We start from the raw sequence: 19,881 nt of genomic DNA on the forward strand, positions 1-19,881 counted from the left end.
GCGAACAAGCACTCCTTAAAAGAAAAGTTTATGTTAAAAAAGGAGGAAACGGGCAAAGCCGCTCCTCCTGCCCATCTATTAAGTATAATCGGTCACAATCCGATAAGCCAGATTTTATGTGCCCGATATATGCGGTCGTTTGGTTCTTATAGTCCTTTTTTGTTCATGAACAACGCAAGGTCGATACAACGTGCAGCATATCCTTGTTCGTTATCATACCAGCTAATTACTTTAACCATGTTATCTCCTAAGACCATTGTAGACAGACCATCAACTGTAGATGAAGCCTGGTTGCCATTATAGTCTTTAGAAACAAGCGGAAGATCCGTGTAGAACAAGTATCCTTTTAGTTCGTTTTCAGATGCTTCTTTTAGCGCTTTGTTTACCTCTTCAACAGTTACGTCTTTTTTCAACTCAGTTACGAAGTCGACAAGAGATACGTTAGGAGTTGGTACACGTACAGCCATTCCATCTAGTTTCCCTTTCAATTCAGGAATAACTTTAGTTACAGCAGATGCTGCTCCAGTTGTTGTAGGAATCATTGACTCTGCTGCAGCACGAGCACGTCGGTAGTCTTCGTGAGGAAGGTCAAGAATACGCTGATCATTTGTGTATGAGTGAATAGTTGTCATCATACCGCGTTCAACACCGAATTTTTCGTTCAAAACTTTCACGACTGGTGCTAGACAGTTTGTTGTACATGAAGCATTCGATACGTAGTGATCTGTTGCAGCATCGTATTCTTCTTCGTTCACACCCATAACAAGTGTTTTCACATCGCCTTTAGCCGGTGCTGACAAGATAACTTTTTTCGCTCCAGCATCGATATGTTTTTGCAAGCCTGCTGCATCACGGAAGACGCCAGTACTTTCAACGACGATGTCCACTCCAAGCTCTTTCCATGGAAGGTTAGCTGGGTCTTTTTCAGCATAAACGCGAATCTTTTTACCATTAATAATAATATGGTTTTCGTCTGAAGTGATATCCGCATCCAAGATTCCGTGAACAGAGTCATATTTAAGCAAATGTGCCAGCATCGGTGCATCTGTTAAATCGTTTACAGCTACAACTTCTAATTCTTCGTGTGCCAAAGTGTCTCGCATTACAATACGTCCAATACGTCCAAATCCATTAATCGCCATTTTTACAGTCATGTAAAATCCCTCCAAGGTTATGTTTGTTTTTTAACTTATATTGACGGTCTGTTCTAGAAACTTTCCAAAACAAGACCGATGTAAACGTTTAGTTAGTCATTCTCAATCAGGCTAACGATTTCTTTTGCTGCACCTTCATCTGTAATGAGCACGGTTTGTTTCGCAGCCCCTCGCAAATAAGAGAGGATTGCTTCTGCTTTTTCAGAACCGCCGGCAACTGCTAAAATCAGCGGAATCCGTTCCAAATGATTTGTTTGAATCCCAACGGTTCTGAGTCGATGAACAATTTCGCCAGCACCATTAAAGTAATATCCGAACGCTTCACCTTTTGCTCCTTTGGATGCGAGCATTTGCTGTTCGTCTTCGTCAGAATCACGCATTGCTGCCATTTTTTGAGCATCACCGATACCATGCAGTAAGCAATCTGTACTCTCATACAAATCCAGCATTTTTCTTGCAGTTGGCTCTTTCAAAAAGACAGTATGTGCTTCTTCACTGAGTGATTCCGGATAATACAGCGATTTGTACGATGAGTTACACGTTTGTGCAAACGTAGCTGCGATGACGTTCGCCTGCTGCCCAATATCATCACCCACTCCGCCACGTGCCGGAATGAACAAAGTATCTTCTGCACCGGGATAACAGCTTAAGTGTCTCGGGATAGCAGCCATCGTGCCGCCGCCAGTTACCGCTACAATCCGTCCGTTCCCAATACGGCTTGCAAATACAGAAGCGGCTTCCGTTCCAAGTAATTCGTTCGAACCACCGGGATCTGAGCTATTTCCTTTTACAATGTGCACCGCTTGAATTGAAAAGTAGTCCTTAATACGTTTAGCTAGAACATTCTTTCCATATTGCAATTCAATTAGCGGTTCTAGATGGTGTAAAACATTTTCTCCCTCGGTCGTTACAGTGGCACCTTCTTTCGCAACTCGGATCAGCTGCTGATTACGAAGGGCTTCCATTACAGACCTTGTTTCACGTTCAGACATTCCGGCAGTTTCAGCTAGGGGGCGTCTTCCGATTGGACCGGTTGTCTTAATGAGCTTTAAAACAAGATAACGCTGCTGTAAGGCAGCCATCATTTCTGGAACTAACTTTTCTTGTGCTTCAACAATTACCGGCTTCAGTGTAACTCCCCCTCTCTTAATCTACTGGACATTATCTGACCATAATGGTTGAAAAACGTCCCACATTAGTCAAAAAAATATATTAACTTATATCCATCATTATACATACTATTCCCGCTTTATTCAATATTAAACATCGGATTCAAAAAGTAAAGCGAGATCCACATAACTAATTACACCTGAACACAATACTTTATTGTCCTTTTCCACTACAGGAATCATGAACACATACTGTTCGTGTTTCGCGTCATTCTCCTCGATATTAACGGCCGTCCACGTTAAGGGATAGTCTTCTTTAATAAGTTCCATCATCTGTTCAGCTTCATCACACAGGCTGCAGCCTGGTTTTGTATAAAAAAGTACGTGCATCACAATCCCTCCATTACTTTGTAGTGTAAATTGAAAAAATGATCAACGCAACAATTACTGCTGCGTTGATCATTCACTGTTACCAGCTTCGGCCTGCGCCTCCGCCGCCTCCGGAACCTCCGCCGCCAAAGCCGCCGAATCCTCCACCGCCGCCTGAACCTCCGGAACCGCCTCCGAATGATCCTGGGAAGATGAATGGTCCGCCGCCTCGCCGGCCGCCTGATCCTCCGGAGCCGCCTGAACCGCCGCCTCTTCCAGAGTTAAAGAAGATTTGGATGAGAATGAATCCAATCACAATGATTGGGACGATAGGGAACCCACCGCCATCATCACTGTTGTCTCCTTCAAATGTTGCTACGGGTAATTCAGAACCTTCCATGCCGTATTCTTTTGCAATTTCGTTATACACAACTTTGTACATTTCGAATACACCTTGACCAGGTTCCCCGTTTTGCATATAGGGCATCGCTACTTCATCAATAATTCTACCTACTTTACCGTCAGGAAGTGCGCCTTCTAAGCCATAACCAACTTCCAAACGAATGTGACGTTTACCATCTTCATCCGGATCAGTCGTTACAACTAATAATGCCCCATTATTTTCTTTCTTGTCGCCAAGTTGAAATTCGCGCAATTTATTTAAAGAAAACTCTTCTAGAGGTCTTCCTTCAGTTGATGGGACGATCAATACGGCAAACTCAGCACCAGTAGCGCTATAGAGCCGTGTTCCATAATCCGTTAATTCTTCTCTTTGACTCGAAGACAAAATGCCGGATTCATCTTGAATAACATCCACTTTCGCTTGAACTACAGGTTGAACCACTGTTAACAATACGAGAAGCATGCCAAGCAGGGCAAATGCCCGGACAGCTGTCTTTTTCATTACTCATCTTCTCCGAAGTCGACATCTGGCGCTGTTTCAGCTCCAGCTTCAGCTTTGAAGTATTCTTTTTCGTCAAACCCAAAAATCGATGCAACGAGTTTGCCCGGGAAACGCTTCACAGATTTGTTATAAGAAGCGACCTCGCCATTATAATCTTTACGTGCTACCGCAATACGGTTTTCAGTACCTGCTAATTCATCCATAAGCTGTGTAAATTGTTCGTTACTCTTTAAATCAGGATAGTTCTCCACAACGACTAACAATCTGCTTAACGCGCCAGAAAGTTCAGAGTCTGCAGCAGCTTGTTCCTCCGGACCTTTAGCTCCTGCTAGTTTTGAACGCGCCTCAGTCACTTGTGCAATGACCTCTTTCTCCTGTTTCGCAAAGCCTTTCACGGTATTCACTAAGTTCGGAATGAGATCCACTCTTCGCTGCAACTGTGTTTCAATCTGAGAATACGCTTGGTCCACATTTTCTTCAGAAGTAACAAACTTGTTATAACTCGGCACAAAAATTAGTGCCAATACGACGATAATACCAACTACAACCGCTATCGGTCCCAATAGTTTTTTCAACACTCTCCGCCTCCTTGAAATTTTATAGTTCTTCTTCACTTTCAGAAGTTTACCCTGAAACGAACACGCTCAAAACGTTCTCGCTTATTCTTTATACGCAGCTGCATCGAAAAAGTTTCTTTTAAACGAAAAAAACTCACTTCACTGAATGAATTACATTCAGTGAAGTGAGTTTAAAGTATGCCCTCGGCGGGAGTCGAACCCACATTTCAAGCTTCGGAGGCTTGCGTGCTATCCATTGCACCACGAGGGCGTTTTCCGTCCTTTAGTTCTTTAGCGGACAAGTTATAGTATACGTGCTGGGATATCCAAAAGCAACAAAAATTTTTAAAGCGTTATATTTGACCTTAGTTGACCATACTCTGTATGATAAAGTCATGGTTGAGCGAAAACAGCGACTCAACATACGACTATTTCAACCATTAAAGGGAGGAACAAAAGATGAACTTAATTCCTACAGTTATTGAAACAACAAACCGTGGAGAGCGTGCGTATGATATTTACTCTCGCTTGCTAAAAGACCGGATCATCATGCTTGGCAGCGCAATTGACGATAACGTGGCAAACTCAATTGTTGCGCAGCTGCTCTTCCTTGAGTCTGAAGATCCAGACAAAGACATCTCAATCTACATTAACAGCCCAGGCGGAAGTATTACAGCAGGTATGGCGATTTACGATACGATGCAATACATTAAGCCGAACATCCAAACCATCTGTATCGGTATGGCTGCTTCAATGGGTTCATTCCTACTTGCAGCGGGTACAAAAGGAAAACGCTATGCACTTCCTAACGCTGAAGTCATGATTCACCAGCCACTTGGCGGTGCTCAAGGTCAGGCAACTGAAATTGAAATCGCAGCAAAACACATTCTATTCATCCGTGAAAAGCTTAACCAAATCCTTTCAGAACGTACAGGACAGCCAATTGAAGTCATCGAAAAAGATACAGACCGTGATAACTTCATGACTGCTGAACGTGCGAAAGAATATGGATTAATCGATCATATCATCACTCGCAGTGATATGAGAGAATCCGAAGAAACTAAATAAGTCAGATCCGCAGCGTCCCGTTAACCGGGACGTTTTTTTGTTCACTGATGTTCTCCGTGTACAAAAGCGGCTAACGCATCCACAGCTTGCTGTTCGTCTCCACCATCGGCAACTAGAGTCACGGTGCTGCCTTGAGCAATCGCTAAACTCATGACGCCCATAATACTTTTTGCATTTACTTGACGCTGTTCCCGCTTTACATATAAGTCCGATGTATATCGATTCGCTTCTTGCACAAAAAGTGCTGCCTGTCTTGCTTGTAAGCCAGGCTTAATTTTTACTTCTGCTGTTTTCTCGATCATTTCATTTATCTCCCCTCTTCATGTAGTAATTCCGCCGACTCTGACTTTTTCTGCAATCTCGCCAATTTTACGCAGGCGATGATTGACCCCTGATTTACTGACTGGTCCTCCGGATAACATTTCTCCCAGTTCTTTAAGTGTTACATCTTGATGCTCTACACGTAAATGTGCGATTTCTTGCAGTCGATCTGGCAACGTTTCAAGACCGATTGTTGACTGAATCAGTTTGATGTTTTCCACTTGCCTCTGGGCAGCACCTATTGTTTTATTTAAATTGGCTGTTTCACAGTTTACAAGACGATTCACACTGTTTCTCATATCTCGGACAATACGAATGTCTTCGAATTTCATCAACGCAACGTGTGCTCCTATGATACTCAGGAAATCCGCAATTTTCTCTGCTTCTTTCAAATAGGCGACAAAGCCTTTTTTCCGTTCAATCGATTTTGCATTCAACTGGAAATCGTTCATGAGTTCGACAATTGCATCTGAGTGTTCCGCATAGAGTGAAAATACCTCTAAATGATACGAAGAGGTCTCTGGATTGTTGACGGATCCGCCCGCTAGAAATGCCCCGCGCAAATACGCTCTCTTACAACAATCATTTGGAATGATTTCTTTAGAGATTGTTTGTTTCGATTGAAACGTATTCGTCAGGATGTCCAAGTCATCTAATAATTGCTGTGCTCCTTCTCGAATCCGGCAAATGTACACGTTATTTTTTTTCAAACGCATTTTTCGGCGAACGAGCAATTCAACTTTGTATTTATAAAGCTTTTTCAAGTTTGAATATAACCGTCTTGCAATTGCGGCATTTTCTGTTTGAACGTCTAAACTAATCGCTTTGTTGGAAAACGATAAAACCCCATTCATGCGGATGAATGCTGCAACTTCCGCTTTAGTACAGCAGTCATCTGCCTCAATCTGTGTCAGTTCTTTTTTTGTTTCTGATGCGAAAGACATGATGTCTCCTCCTTCTCGGTGACGAGCACGTCTACTTATTATTCGATTCGTCTGTTATGTAGTTCACGAACCATTCCGCTACTTTTTCTGCGTCGTGTAAAACTCGCTCATTCTCTGCAAGTGCAATGTCTTCCTGCCAAATTTGCGGAACCATCTTTTGTAATTCTTCCAGATCCCGCTCCACTGGCCAAGATGTCACTGTCTGACCTGCAGCGGACAGTAGCGGCATGATGTCTGAACTATTTAAAAGAACTGCATCTAAAAATGGTTCTCCTACGTGATCATACAGTGCACCGACGTGTTCCGATGCTGTATAACGGAACGTTTCCCCTCTTTGGGTAGTCAGGTTGCCCACATATACTTTACGTGCGTCACTCTTAAGCACGGCATTTCGAATGCCTTGAACAAGTAAAGAAGGTAAAATACTCGTATACAAACTGCCTGGTCCGATAATGATCAGATCCGCTTGTTGAATTGCATTCAGCGTCTCTGGCAATGGTTCTACATCTGAAGGAGACAAATATACTTGGCTAATTTTACGGGCATACATCGGAATCTTAGATTCACCCGTGACGATCGTTCCATCATCGAGTTCTGCGTGCAACGTGATGCGTTGATTTGCTGCGGGAAGAACTTTTCCTTTTATGTTTAACACTTGCCCCATTTTTTTGACAGCACTGGCGAAATCGCCTGTAATGTCCGTCATGGCCGCAAGCATCAAGTTCCCGAGGGAATGTCCATGGAGATCATCCTGAGTTGTAAAACGATACTGGAAAAGCTGCTCGATGAGCGGTTCGACATCTGAAAGCGCTGCCATCACCTTTCGGACATCACCGGGAGGCGGGATATCATATTGATCCAACAACCTCCCAGAACTTCCTCCATCATCTGCAACTGTCACAACAGCAGTTAAGTCGACAGGGTAGTTTTTCAACCCGCGAAGCAATGTCGACAAACCAGTACCGCCTCCAAACACCACAATCTTTTTGCGGTCATTTGAAGTTGTCATAGCGTCAGCCCTTTCTTTTTTCAATGTGCTGATGAGTCACATATGTTGTGTACTCCTCTTTAAAAAGATTGCCGAAGTATTCTGCAAGAGTAACGGAACGATGCTGTCCGCCCGTACAGCCAAATGCAATGACTACTTGGGATTTACCTTCGTTTTTATATTGAGGTATCAAAAATTTGAAGAGATCTGTCAGTTTAGCAATCAAAGTTTGGGTATCTTCCCATTTCAGCACATACTCATACACTTCCTGATCCAGACCGGTTTGCGGCCGCATCGCTTCAATGTAGTAAGGGTTTGGTAAGAAACGAATATCAAATACAACATCCGCATCGATTGGCATACCGTGTTTAAACCCGAAGGATATAAAGTTAAGCGTGAAGTTTTCTCCTTCGCCAACAGAAAACTCCGAAATGATTTTATCTCTCAGTTCTTTAGGCTTCATGGTCGACGTATTAAAGATCGAGCGCGCTCTTCCTTTTACATCGCTCAGCAAGCCGCGTTCTTTCTGAATCCCTGTAAGCGGCTGTCGGCCATTCGCAAGCGGATGAGATCGTCTTGTCTCTTTATAACGGCTGACAAGTGTTTCGTCATCTGCTTCCAAGAAAAGAATTCGAGTCGATACGTTGTCCATTCGTGTTAAATTATCAATCGCATCGAGAAGAGCATCAAATAATCCACCGCCGCGTGTATCAATAACCGCAGCAATTTTAGATTTCTTGTTTTCGGATTTCAACATTAAGTCTAGAAATGTCACGAGTAATTCAGGCGGCAAATTATCGATACAATAGTAGCCCATGTCTTCAAAACTTTGCATTGCTACTGATTTCCCTGCACCAGACATTCCTGTAATGATTACCAGTTCTTGACCTTCAGATTGTGTGTCGATCCCCATTGGTTCATTCACCTTCCATTGAGTTTTGAATTTTTTCATCTAGCAGTTCAAAGTCCTCTGTATACGTAAATGTTCCATACTGAATTCCGGGATTCGATACGGCAAACAGCAAATTAGTACGGTCTCCTTCTGCCATAGGTAACGTTTTTAACGCCTCAACAGGATGCCATTCAAGCTCCCCTTCCACCGTATGTTCCATTGGAGTTCCAGTTAAGTCATGTGCGACAAATGTATATAACATCCATTCATTGACAACATCTTCACCATTTCGAATGACCATTGTAAAAGCACCTTTAAGATGTGGCTTTACAGGTCTTGCGCCCGTTTCTTCTGTGAATTCGCGGACTGCTGTTTCCATAATCGACTCCCCGGGATCCATTTTTCCTCCGGGAGCGACGTACCAGCCTCGACGCGGTTTTTTTAATAATAGCACTTTTCCGTCTTTCATGACGAGTAGGTTTACGATTCTTTGCATAAGCATTGCCTCACTTCTTTTTCTACACATAGTAATAAGTATAATCGATTTCCTCGGAAAACGACACAAAAAGAAGCTGCCGGCATGGTTCTCTCCGGCAGCCTAAAAGGTTATTTAAAAATAGGGGGTCAATCAACACTCTTAGTATAACCGATAACTATTTCAGGAGCGTTACAGAATTGTTAAAGTTGTATTAAGGAAACATCCCTAACTCAAACTTTTGCTTCGAGGGAATCATTCAACTCTTCAACGTATTTCTGACAAGATTGTGCTGCGATACTTCCGTCGCCTGTTGCTGTTACGACTTGTCGCAATAGTTTTTCACGTACATCGCCCGCTGCATAGATTCCAGGAATCTCTGTCTCCATCACTTCGTTTGTTTTAATGTATCCATTTTCATCCAAGATACCTAAGTTTTCGAATGGAGCGGTGATTGGATCTAAACCGATGTATATAAACATACCTTCAGTTTTATGCTCACGCTCTGAACCATCTTCAGTCGATACTAAAGTGACTGAATCGATTTTACCGTCTTTACCGTGGACTTCTTTAACTGTTGTATTCCAGACAAAGTCAATCTTGTCGTTTGCAAATGCGCGCTCTTGCACAATTTTTTGTGCGCGCAGCTCATCGCGACGGTGAATAATCGTTACTTTGCTTGCAAAACGTGTTAAGTACGTTCCTTCTTCAACTGCAGAGTCTCCGCCGCCGATTACAATGATTTCTTTGTTTTTAAAGAATGCACCATCACAAACTGCGCAATAACTTACTCCGCGGCCTGTAAGTTCTGCTTCACCAGGAATCCCCATCTTACGGTATTCCGCACCCGTTGTAATAATAATCGAACGGGCTTTGTATTCTTTGCCGCCTGCAACGACTGTTTTATATTCTTTGCCATCAATAATTTCTTTAACATCACCGTAAGCGTATTCAGCACCGAAACGCTTTGCATGATCAAACATTTTAGTGGACAAGTCTGGTCCGAGGATAGATTCGAATCCAGGATAGTTTTCGATTTCTTCCGTGCTCGCCATCTGGCCGCCTGGAACTCCACGCTCTAGCATAAGCGTCGACATATTTGCGCGAGCTGTATAAACCGCGGCTGTCATTCCAGCAGGTCCTGCTCCGATAATTAACACGTCATAGATTGTTTCAGCTGACATTGTAGTTCCTCCTCTAAATAACTCTTGTTCTGTACAAATCGTATAAGTTTTTAGAACATCCATCAACTTATCTGCCTACTTTTTGCAAGAGCTTATGAGAAGTTCGGCAAGAGCTCAAACAACTCACTTACGTACTTGGTCAGGGTAGCTGGACTAATGCCGTAAGTTGCGGCGAGTTTAGTCTTAGTAATCCCTTTAGTACGTGATGATTGAAACATATAGTCCGCCGCTGCTGCAATGGCCTTTGGATTTTTAAAGCGATACTGTTTACTGAACCCTGCTTCGAATAACGAAAACCACATTTGGAACAGATGGGTTCCTTGCTGATCCAATGGCTTATGCTGATCATAAAGGAGTCCAGTCGCTTCAATCGCCCGATTAAACGCCTTATCTGCAGCGGTTTCTTCCACTAGGCTATAATCTAAACTTGCAGCGAGTACAAGCTTTTCCAGATCATTCAGTTTCTCGACATCGATGTAAGCAGGATGGGCAATGATTTCTTGTTTATGAATCGACTTACCAAGTAAGAAGAAGCCAAACATCCTTTCACTCCCGTACTCATTCCCAATTTTGTCGAGTATAAATTGTTTGTCTTGCGTATACGCGGAAGTATCCAATTCCAACTCGGAATCCGTTTCAAGCCAAGGTTCGAGTCCAGCTTTTGAAGGATCAATTTCAACGAGTCGGCTGAATGCATCTTCAGCTTGTTTTCGATGACCAGAAAAGAACGCCGCATGAGAAAGCCAGAAGAAGAAACCGGCATCTCCTTCGAACCCTTTCTTTTGGATGCTTCGCAGCCAATGATACGCTTCCTTATGATTCCCTATCAATGCAAAAGTAGCTCCCAGTTTATAGCGGTTTTCAAACTGATAAGGCCGGATTTTCACAAGTAACTCAATTAGGGGTTTCAACTTTTCCTGATCGCCTTCATAGTAGTAAAACACAGCAAGATTACATAGTGCATGCACATTGCCTTGGTCTGCTTTCAGGACGTCATATAACAGTTGTCTCGCATCCGTCGTTTCACCTCTGTAAAAATAAGCGAGTGCAAGATTGTTAAAAGACGTCCAGGATTCTGGGTAGTCGACAACGATATCCTCAAGAACTGTTACGGCTTTGTCGAATTCCCCAGATTCCATTAAACGTCTTGCTTTTTCCTGTAAAAGATGAACTTCCTCATCTTCAGGTCCTTCTTCTGCCATAAATGCAGCTTCTTGCTCTGCAAACTCGATGATTTCTTTTGCTTCTTCCGATAGTTCACCCTCCGGTGCCATACCGATATACTTCTCAGCAAACAGTTTTGCCTCTCGCAACAAACCTAGGTGTGCATGAATTTCTGCAAGATAGAAAATCACATCTCGATCTGTCGGCTCCAACTCATATGCTTGTATAAGTAAGTCAAGTGCTTCTTCAAAACGTCCTTCTTCCATCACCATAATGCCGTATTGCATAACAATTTGATGATCTTCGGGATTAAGCTCCACCGCACGTTTCAAGTATTTGAGTGCTTCTGGAAACTGATCTTTCTGTATTTCCGCAAGTGCGCGCTCAAAATAAAAATCGCCGTCTGGGACAAATGAAATAATATTATTGTTTTTGTTGTGCTCGTTTTTATCCAAACAGATTCCTCCGAAAAAACAAGAAGGAACGCGAGGGGCGCACCTTCTTGCAATATGTCTACAGTATACCATAACTTCTTTTGTACAACGTTAAACCTTTAGATTGTTTTCTCTTCGCGCGGCACGCTGTTCAGCTGTGTATATAATCCGAACCGGATTGCCTCCTGCGAAAGCTCCTTTTGGAATATCCATATTGACCAGGGATGCAGCAGAAACAACAGCGCCATCGCCTATTGTCACTCCTGGAAGAATAGTGGAGTTCGCACCAATCATCACTTCATCGCCGATCACAACATCCCCGATTCGATACTCGTCTATCAAGTACTCATGAGCCAATATTGTCGAGTTAAATCCAATGATTGTATTGTTGCCGACTTTTATTCTTTCGGGGAACATGACATCAGGAAATACCATTAGTGCAAATGCTGTTGTATGGCCGACTTCCATGTGCAGGAATGTTCGATATAGCCAATTTTTCATTCTAAAAAACGGCGTGTATCGTCCGATTTGAATGACGACGAAATTTTTAGCTACTTTTGAAAACGAAACCGAGCTATACAAATTCCAAAGCGAGTTCCCCTTTTTTTTCACTGGAAAACGATCTGTTTTTCTCATTTGACTGCTACACCAATAATTTCGTATAAATCCGTTATATGCTTCAGCATGTAGTCTGGATTAAAAGTCGAAAGAAATTCTTCCCCTTTTAAAGACCAAGCAACACCAGCTGTCAGGACTCCCGCATTTTTCCCGCCTTGGATGTCGTGAAAGTTATCTCCAACCATTAATACTTCTTCTTTTTGAACGTTCAGCCGTTTCATTGCAAGGAGTAAGGGTTCGGGATCTGGTTTGGGATGTTGAACATCATCTAACCCGACAATCGTTTCAAATAGGTCCGATAGTTGGAGTAAATCTAGCCCTTTTTGAACCATATCATTCCGCTTAGTGGACACAACTGCCATTCGGATGCCTAAATCTTTCAAACGAGTTAACGTCTCTGTGACACCGTCAAACTCGGTAACGAGCTGGTCATGGTTGGCCATATTCCAATCACGGTATTCTGCGATCATCATTTCAGTTTTAGCAGGATCCATCCCGTTAAACGTTTCAGCCAACGTTGGTCCTAAAAAGGGTAAAATGTCAGCCCGCTGGTACCGTCCTGGGTAATGTTTGCCGAGCAATTGCTCAAACGATTGGAGGATCAGCTCATTTGTATCTAGTAATGTGCCGTCCAAGTCAAAAAGAATTGTTGTAATTTTGTTAGCCATTTGTCACGGTCGCCTCCTTTTCCAGTTTTTCATTTAGTTTATGCCGCCAGAAAAATGCGACTGCTATTGTAAGTACAAATGCTGTAACGACACGGATTAGTAAGAGCGGCCATATAGGTATTCCTAATGGAACAAATAATAACGTATCCTCAATGACCGCGTGACAGGCTACCAGGAAGATGAATGACAGTGTCGCGTCCCGTTTGCTGACGCCATCTTCTTGCACCGCTTGAATCATCACACCAGCACCATATGCAAGCCCGATGACGAGACCGGCAACGAGTGTTAACGACGCATTCGGTTGGACACCAATCAGTTTCGTAACAGGTGCAAATTTGGCAGAGAACTTTTCAAGGTATTTTCGATCTTTCAAAAATTGAACAAGGATCATGAGTGGAATGACGATAAGAGCAAGCTGCAAGACGCCAAAAGATGCTTTTTGTAATCCTAATAAGAAAATTTCAAGCCAGCCACTTGGAACCACTGTCGTTTCAGGGGCAATTCCATACTTGGCGATTTCTCCGCCACCGCGCCATACGAGATTAATAACAATACCAGAAATGGCAGCAAGCCCAAATCGTACGACGAGGACAATCCACAATTTGACACCGACTTTCAATGCGACCCCCGTCTCGATGAACAAGTTGTGTGCAAAACTCAACATGACCGCGATGATGAATACTTCCTTCACTGTCAAATCGAGTGATAAGATTCCTGCAATTCCTGCATACAAATTCAATGCGTTTCCTAACACGAGCGGAATTGCGGCTTCGCCGCTCAACCCGAACAAATTCATGAAAGGCGAAACAAGTTTTACAATCCAAGGTAAGATAGGCGTATGCTGCAAAATGACAACGAGAATCGTAATAGGAAAAATGATTTTTCCCAGTGACCAAGTCGTCTTCAAACCCGCGCCTAAGCCGTTACGCAACGTAGAGGTCTGCGTGTTATTTGTCATTGTACCTCACATCCGTCTTCACGATGAATCTACGATAAATCAGTAACCCCAATCCAATCAGCACTCCGATAATCGATACAACTTGAGCAGCACGGAGACCGCCGCCGTACAAACTGTCTGTCCGCATTCCTTCTATGAAGAAGCGTCCAATGGAATACCATGTTATATAGAAGAAAAAGATTTCGCCGCGTTTTAAATTTACACGCCGCAAGAGCAAGATAATTGCAAGACCGACTAAATTCCACAATGATTCATAGAGAAACGTCGGGTGATATGTGATACCCTCGATTGTCATTTGGTTCATAATCCAATCAGGAATGATGGTGTTGTCAAGAAACGCTTGTGAAACCGGCCCGCCATGAGCTTCCTGATTCATAAAGTTGCCCCAACGTCCAATAATTTGGCCAATGAGCAGTCCGGGTGCTGTAATATCCGCGACTTTCCAAAATGAGACTCCGCGTTTTTTTGTAAAGATAACCGCCGTAATAATCGCTCCAATTAAGGCACCATGGATCGCGATTCCGCCTTCCCAGATTTTAATGATTTCTGAAGGATGGTCTTTGTAGAAATCCCAGGAAAAGATAACGTAATAGATCCTTGCAGAAATAATGGAAATGGGCACCGCCCAAATCAGCATATCTGTGAGCAAATCGGGATGCATGTTTTGTTTCACCATTTCTTTTTGCACAAGCAAAAAGGCTAAAACAATCCCGGTTGCAATTAAAATTCCATACCAGCGGACTTCGAAAGTACCGAATGAAAACGCAACAGGATCGATCGCTAATAATGTGTTCATTTACCGATTAATCCCCTTCTCTTCTGCCGCAGCCGACTTCTCACTAATGACCGCGTCCAGCTTGTTTGTAAATTCTTCAGCCGCATTGATACCTAACGACTTTAATCGATAATCCATCGCAGCCACTTCGATAATCACGGACAAATTACGCCCCGGCCGAACTGGAACTACTAATTTAGTCACTTCAGAATCCATGATCTTCAACGTGTCTTCATCGACACCTAATCGATCGTACATCTTATCTGGATCCCATAACTCAAGTTCAATGACAAGCACTATCCGTTTATCGTCTTTTACAGAGCTTGCACCAAACAACGTCATAATATCAATAATCCCGACTCCGCGAATTTCAAGCATGTGCTGCAGAAGCGGCGGCGGACTGCCGATCAAGATGTTTTTGGCGACTTCACGAATTTCTACAGAATCATCTGCAATTAAGCGGTGCCCGCGTTTAACGAGTTCCAGCGCTGTTTCACTTTTACCCACTCCGCTTTTGCCTGTAATCAGTACACCAATTCCATAAACATCTACCAGAACACCATGAAGTGTTTCCATTGGAGCAAGCCGCCCTGCTAAGAAATTAGTGATCATTCCTGACAACCGCGTTGTCGGAACGTCTGAACTTAACACAGCGATGCCCATTCGTTCTGCAGCTGTTTCCAGTTCAGGCGGTAAAGTTACACCATGAGCCAAAACAAAAGCTGGTGTTTCCGGGGTACACAACAAATTCATACGCTCGATGCGATGGGCTTCAGGTAACATTTCGAAAAAGGAAATTTCGGTTTTCCCTAAAAGCTGTATGCGTGTTCTAGGATAAAAATCGAAATACCCTGCCATTTCAAGTCCTGGACGGGATATATCACTTAACTCTATCGTTCTGTCAATCCCCACTTCACCAACGAGCAGCTCCAAGCCAAATCGATCCTGCATATCTTTTACAGTGACTTCGCTCATCTGACAGTCACCTCCATATTCATTTAATGTCTATGCATCATTCTACCATTGTAAGCATGAATTTGAATGCTATTTTGCATATGTATTTTATTGTGAAAGTTCAGTTGGCAGCTGAATTCAAAAAAACCTTCTCTCGGAAATGGTGAGAGAAGGTGGATTTGTTAGTTACTCATGCTGTTCAGGTGTGTAGCAAACAAGTACTGAACCTGTTTTAGATTCAGCAAATACATGTAGATCGGATGGAGAATCCTGAACCTCTTTTTTAAAGTTGATAGAACGATGTAACAGCTGATCTTGGTTGGATGTTTTCTCCACATCGGGCAGCTTCAAGCTGAGACTGCCAATCGTAGACGTAACGCTTCCCACCAAAGAATGAGTACTCGGTACATACAATTCTATATTACCGCCAACACTTTTGGCTTCGAGTTTTTCAGGCTTATCGTGCTTAGAAGTAACAGAAATTGGTCCGTTAAGCGTTCGTGCTTCTGCTTCTTTTACTTTACCATCGATGTAGATCAGCCCATTCATCGTTTGAGCATCGAGTTTAACCGCATCAAAACTTAACAGACGAATTTCACCATTCAGTGTTTCAATCTCTGCTTCTTTTGAATTCACATAACTTGCATTGACCTTACCGTTTGCAGTCTTTACACGCAGTACGTCAGTTTCCAAATTGCGCACTTCAAGTCCGCCATTCAGCAATCGAACTGAAATTTTACGGTACACTTTTTTAGGAACGGTTAGCACCGTATTGACTTGTATCGTTTTTGAGTTGCTTGAAATTCTAAGTGTTTTGTCATCTGCTACAAAAATGAGTTTCTCAACGAAATCCTTCTTCGCCTCTTCTTCAGAATTAGATGTAAAAGTTTTCACAGAGAACGCAGCTGAAACTTCTTCACTATCACCCGGAACAATCGACAATTTTCCATTATCGATATCCAAAATCAGTTCTTCAATATCTTTTCCGTCTTTTTGTTCACTATGCTCAAACTTAACAGCAGCACCGAAAGGGTTATCCATATCAAACTGTTTTACTTTCTGTACTGCACTTTGCATGAACTGCATAAACTGATCCCCCACACTGGTTAAGTCTTTACGGAGATCCTCCATAAATTCTTCAGCAGAGGCACTGGTTTTTCCATATTTAGTTGACTGGTCTTCAGAAGAGTTTTTCTGCTTTTTAAAAGGATCCTCTTGCTCAGTTTTTTCTTCCTCTGATGCCGGGCTCTCTTTTTCCTTCGACTGTTCCGTTTGAACACTTGCAGGCTTGGCTGCAGAATCTGATTGCGATAATGCTTCTAGTAATGTGAGGGCCTCGTCAGTAGATATCGTTCCGTTTTCAAGCATAGTTAAAATGCGTTTTCGTTCGTTTTGCATTTTCTCCGCCTCCTTAGTGGACTGGTGATGCTCGTTCCCTTACTATCTATACGACTGCGATAGGAAAAAGTTTCATGTGACTGGATTTTCTGCTTGTTCCAGTCGATCCGTCATTCTTTTGCGATCCCGTTCTAAAATCGGTTTCAAATACATTCCTGTGTACGACTTTTTGTTTTCTGCGACTTGTTCAGGTGTACCCGTTGCGATAATTTGGCCGCCTTTGTCACCGCCCTCAGGTCCTAAGTCAATGATATGATCGACGGTTTTGATGACATCCAAATTGTGCTCAATGACGAGAACTGTATTCCCTGAGTCGACAAGTCGTTCCAATACTTTCAATAACTTCGCGATATCATGGACATGAAGCCCTGTAGTCGGCTCATCTAAAATATAGAACGACTTCCCATTTGAACGTTTATGAAGTTCAGAAGCCAATTTCACCCGCTGTGCTTCCCCGCCCGACAAAGTTGTCGCGGGCTGTCCTAATTGAACATAACCAAGACCTACATCCACAATCGTTTGAAGTTTACGTTGGATTTTAGGAATGTTTTCGAAAAACTCTGAAGCCGTCTCTGCAGTCATCTCTAATACATCCGCAATGTTTTTCCCTTTATACGTCACTTCTAAAGTTTCCCGGTTATATCGTTTACCGTGACAGACATCACAAGGTACATAGACGTCAGGAAGGAAGTGCATTTCTATTTTTAGAATTCCATCTCCGCGGCACGCTTCGCAGCGTCCGCCTTTTACGTTAAAACTGAAGCGTCCTTTTTTGTATCCGCGGACTTTAGCTTCGTTTGTCATCGCAAAGACATCACGGACATCATCGAACACCCCTGTGTAAGTTGCAGGATTGGAACGCGGTGTACGGCCAATTGGGGATTGGTCAATTTCGATGACCTTTTCCAATTCTTCCAATCCTTCTACGCTTTTATACGTCCCTGGCCGTTGTTTCGCGCGATTTAACTTTTGAGCTAAAATTTTATGGAGAACATTGTTAATAAGTGTACTCTTACCTGAACCTGAAACACCCGTGACCGCTATGAACTGCCCTAACGGAAAATCGACATTCACTTTTTTAAGATTGTTTTCAGAAGCACCTTTAATTGACACTTTACGGCCGTCCGGTTTGCGCCGTTCGATTGGCAATGGGATGTAACGTTTCCCGCTTAAATATTGGCCGGTAAGTGAATTAGGATCATCCATCACTTCTTGCGGTGTTCCAGCCGAGACGATTTCACCGCCGGCTACACCTGCACCAGGTCCGATATCAATTAGATAGTCTGCTTCCATCATCGTATCTTCATCGTGCTCGACGACAATGAGTGTATTTCCTATATCGCGCATGCTTTTCAATGTATTAATAAGCCGGTCATTATCCCGCTGATGAAGTCCGATCGACGGTTCATCCAAAATATAGAGTACGCCTGTTAAGCGGGAACCGATTTGTGTAGCAAGCCGAATCCGCTGGGCTTCCCCGCCTGACAACGTTCCTGCTGATCGCGAAAGTGTTAAGTAATCAAGACCCACGTTTACTAGGAATCCAAGTCGTTCATTAATTTCACGAAGAATCAGTTCTGCGATTTGCGCATCTTTTTCCGAGAGAGTTAAGCTGTCAAAAAACGTCCGTGCTTCGACAATCGATTTTTCTGTAACTTGCCCTATATGAATCCCGTCTACTTTCACAGCAAGTGATTCTGGCTTTAAACGGTACCCGTCACATGATGGACATGGTCGCTGTGCCATATATTTCTCCATTTGCTCGCGTACATAATCAGAAGAGGTTTCTCTGAAGCGACGCTCAACATTGGACAAGACTCCTTCAAAGTAAATGGCATTATCGCGTGTTTGTCCGAATTCGTTTGTATAACGGAATCTGATTTTGTCATCTTGGGAACCATGGAGTATTTTGTTTAGGTCCTCTGTCGCTAATTCGTTGACGGGACAATCCATTGAAATGTCGTAATGCTTCGCAACGGTTTTCAAGAGTTCCGGGTAATATTGGGAACTTGTCGGAATCCACGGAACGATCGCATCGTCTTTTAATGAAAGGGACGGGTCCGGGATGACGAGATCAGGATCCACTTCCAATTTCACTCCAAGACCATCGCAGTCAGGACATGCACCAAACGGACTGTTGAACGAAAACATCCGAGGTTCTAGTTCACCGATTGAAAATCCACAAATTGGACATGCATGATGTTCACTAAACAACAGTTCTTCTCCGTCAATGACATCGACAAGTGCAGTACCTTCAGCTAGACGAAGTGCTGCTTCAAGTGAATCACTTAATCGGCCAGCAATGCCTTCTTTAATAACGACCCGGTCAACAACCACTTCAATATTGTGTTTCTTATTTTTGTTAAGTTCGATATTATCATCTAAATCGAATGTCTCCCCGTCAATACGCACTCTTACGTATCCTTGTTTCTTCAAATCTTCTAGTAATTTCACGTGAGTTCCTTTACGGCCAGAAATGATGGGAGCTAGAATTTGAATGCGCGTACGGTCTTCCAGTTCAAGAACACGGTCTGTCATCTGCTCGACTGTCTGTGAAGTGATTTCAATACCATGATTCGGACAAATCGGTTTGCCGACTCTTGCGTATAACAAACGTAAATAGTCGTAAACTTCCGTTACTGTTCCTACAGTAGAGCGCGGATTTTTACTCGTCGTTTTCTGGTCTATTGAAATTGCAGGAGAAAGGCCTTCTATTAAATCGACGTCTGGTTTATCCATCTGTCCTAAGAATTGGCGCGCATAGGAGGAAAGCGACTCTACGTAGCGCCGCTGTCCTTCTGCATAGATTGTGTCAAAAGCAAGCGAGGATTTTCCGGATCCGGAAAGCCCAGTCATCACGACTAACTGATCCCGCGGAATCGTGACGTTAATGTTTTTCAAGTTATGCGCACGTGCGCCTTGAATATAAAGTTCAGTATTTTTCATA

20 protein-coding genes and 1 tRNA gene are annotated in these 19,881 nt (G+C 43.1%); 1 reads left to right on the forward strand and 20 read right to left on the reverse strand.

Features of this window, described 5'->3' with window-relative positions; translation table 11 throughout:
• Nucleotides 1-146 precede the first annotated feature (146 nt).
• The 6 genes from gap to QT716_RS13445 all read right to left on the reverse strand — a co-directional run bounded on the left by gap (nt 147) and on the right by QT716_RS13445 (nt 4,364).
• A complete protein-coding gene (gene gap, locus QT716_RS13420) occupies nt 147-1,154 on the reverse strand; it encodes a type I glyceraldehyde-3-phosphate dehydrogenase (RefSeq protein WP_317936601.1) in 1,008 nt (335 codons plus the stop codon).
• Nucleotides 1,155-1,246: 92 nt separating this feature from the next.
• Complete coding sequence (locus tag QT716_RS13425) at nt 1,247-2,239, reverse strand: sugar-binding transcriptional regulator (RefSeq protein ID WP_317936602.1); 993 nt, start codon at nt 2,237-2,239, stop codon at nt 1,247-1,249.
• Between the two features lie 174 nt (nt 2,240-2,413).
• Nucleotides 2,414-2,653, reverse strand: coding sequence for a glutaredoxin family protein (locus QT716_RS13430; RefSeq protein WP_317936604.1), 240 nt, complete (start codon nt 2,651-2,653; stop codon nt 2,414-2,416).
• Nucleotides 2,654-2,732: 79 nt separating this feature from the next.
• Nucleotides 2,733-3,536, reverse strand: a complete 804-nt coding sequence (locus tag QT716_RS13435) for a TPM domain-containing protein (RefSeq protein WP_317936605.1) — start codon at nt 3,534-3,536, stop codon at nt 2,733-2,735.
• Nucleotides 3,536-4,111: a LemA family protein gene (locus QT716_RS13440; RefSeq protein ID WP_317936606.1), complete on the reverse strand. Its 576-nt coding sequence runs from the start codon at nt 4,109-4,111 to the stop codon at nt 3,536-3,538. Before QT716_RS13440 ends, QT716_RS13435 begins: the two co-directional genes overlap by 1 nt.
• Before the next feature lie 181 nt (nt 4,112-4,292).
• Nucleotides 4,293-4,364, reverse strand: a tRNA-Arg gene (locus QT716_RS13445).
• 188 nt (nt 4,365-4,552) lie between these two features.
• Here QT716_RS13445 and clpP point away from each other — a divergent pair.
• The gene (gene clpP / locus QT716_RS13450) at nt 4,553-5,161 is read left to right on the forward strand and encodes an ATP-dependent Clp endopeptidase proteolytic subunit ClpP (protein WP_317936607.1); all 609 of its coding nucleotides are present in this window, start codon (nt 4,553-4,555) and stop codon (nt 5,159-5,161) included.
• A gap of 41 nt (nt 5,162-5,202) precedes the next feature.
• Here the strand turns inward: clpP and QT716_RS13455 are convergent, their stop codons facing one another.
• The 14 genes from QT716_RS13455 to uvrA all read right to left on the reverse strand — a co-directional run bounded on the left by QT716_RS13455 (nt 5,203) and on the right by uvrA (nt 19,880).
• Nucleotides 5,203-5,463, reverse strand: coding sequence for an HPr family phosphocarrier protein (locus tag QT716_RS13455; protein WP_317936608.1), 261 nt, complete (start codon nt 5,461-5,463; stop codon nt 5,203-5,205).
• 18 nt (nt 5,464-5,481) lie between these two features.
• A complete protein-coding gene (gene whiA, locus QT716_RS13460) occupies nt 5,482-6,426 on the reverse strand; it encodes a DNA-binding protein WhiA (protein ID WP_317936609.1) in 945 nt (314 codons plus the stop codon).
• A gap of 31 nt (nt 6,427-6,457) precedes the next feature.
• Nucleotides 6,458-7,435: a gluconeogenesis factor YvcK family protein gene (locus tag QT716_RS13465; RefSeq protein ID WP_317936610.1), complete on the reverse strand. Its 978-nt coding sequence runs from the start codon at nt 7,433-7,435 to the stop codon at nt 6,458-6,460.
• 4 nt (nt 7,436-7,439) lie between these two features.
• Nucleotides 7,440-8,327, reverse strand: coding sequence for an RNase adapter RapZ (gene rapZ / locus QT716_RS13470; RefSeq protein WP_317936611.1), 888 nt, complete (start codon nt 8,325-8,327; stop codon nt 7,440-7,442).
• Between the two features lie 4 nt (nt 8,328-8,331).
• On the reverse strand, nt 8,332-8,802 hold the full coding sequence (locus QT716_RS13475) for an NUDIX domain-containing protein (RefSeq protein ID WP_317936612.1): 471 nt from the start codon (nt 8,800-8,802) through the stop codon (nt 8,332-8,334).
• Between the two features lie 212 nt (nt 8,803-9,014).
• A complete protein-coding gene (gene trxB / locus QT716_RS13480; RefSeq protein WP_317936613.1) occupies nt 9,015-9,965 on the reverse strand; it encodes a thioredoxin-disulfide reductase in 951 nt (316 codons plus the stop codon).
• 92 nt (nt 9,966-10,057) lie between these two features.
• Entirely contained in the window at nt 10,058-11,584 is a 1,527-nt protein-coding gene (locus tag QT716_RS13485; protein WP_317936614.1) for a tetratricopeptide repeat protein, read from the reverse strand.
• Between the two features lie 90 nt (nt 11,585-11,674).
• The gene (locus tag QT716_RS13490) at nt 11,675-12,199 is read right to left on the reverse strand and encodes an acyltransferase (RefSeq protein ID WP_317936615.1); all 525 of its coding nucleotides are present in this window, start codon (nt 12,197-12,199) and stop codon (nt 11,675-11,677) included.
• Nucleotides 12,196-12,849, reverse strand: a complete 654-nt coding sequence (gene ppaX, locus QT716_RS13495; protein WP_317936616.1) for a pyrophosphatase PpaX — start codon at nt 12,847-12,849, stop codon at nt 12,196-12,198. Before ppaX ends, QT716_RS13490 begins: the two co-directional genes overlap by 4 nt.
• A complete protein-coding gene (locus QT716_RS13500; RefSeq protein ID WP_317936617.1) occupies nt 12,842-13,807 on the reverse strand; it encodes a nucleoside recognition domain-containing protein in 966 nt (321 codons plus the stop codon). The genes ppaX and QT716_RS13500 overlap by 8 nt, the downstream gene beginning before the upstream one ends.
• Nucleotides 13,797-14,603, reverse strand: a complete 807-nt coding sequence (gene lgt, locus QT716_RS13505) for a prolipoprotein diacylglyceryl transferase (RefSeq protein WP_317936618.1) — start codon at nt 14,601-14,603, stop codon at nt 13,797-13,799. Before lgt ends, QT716_RS13500 begins: the two co-directional genes overlap by 11 nt.
• Nucleotides 14,604-15,557: an HPr(Ser) kinase/phosphatase gene (gene hprK, locus QT716_RS13510; protein ID WP_317936619.1), complete on the reverse strand. Its 954-nt coding sequence runs from the start codon at nt 15,555-15,557 to the stop codon at nt 14,604-14,606.
• 165 nt (nt 15,558-15,722) lie between these two features.
• Nucleotides 15,723-16,934 carry a DUF4097 family beta strand repeat-containing protein gene (locus tag QT716_RS13515; protein ID WP_317936620.1) on the reverse strand — a complete coding sequence of 404 codons (1,212 nt, stop codon included), beginning with the start codon at nt 16,932-16,934 and terminating at the stop codon, nt 15,723-15,725.
• A 72-nt stretch (nt 16,935-17,006) separates the two neighbouring features.
• Nucleotides 17,007-19,880 carry an excinuclease ABC subunit UvrA gene (gene uvrA / locus QT716_RS13520; RefSeq protein WP_317936621.1) on the reverse strand — a complete coding sequence of 958 codons (2,874 nt, stop codon included), beginning with the start codon at nt 19,878-19,880 and terminating at the stop codon, nt 17,007-17,009.
• Nucleotide 19,881 lies beyond the last annotated feature (1 nt).

Source organism: Sporosarcina aquimarina, from assembly GCF_033253705.1.
Lineage (GTDB): Bacteria > Bacillota > Bacilli > Bacillales_A > Planococcaceae > Sporosarcina > Sporosarcina aquimarina.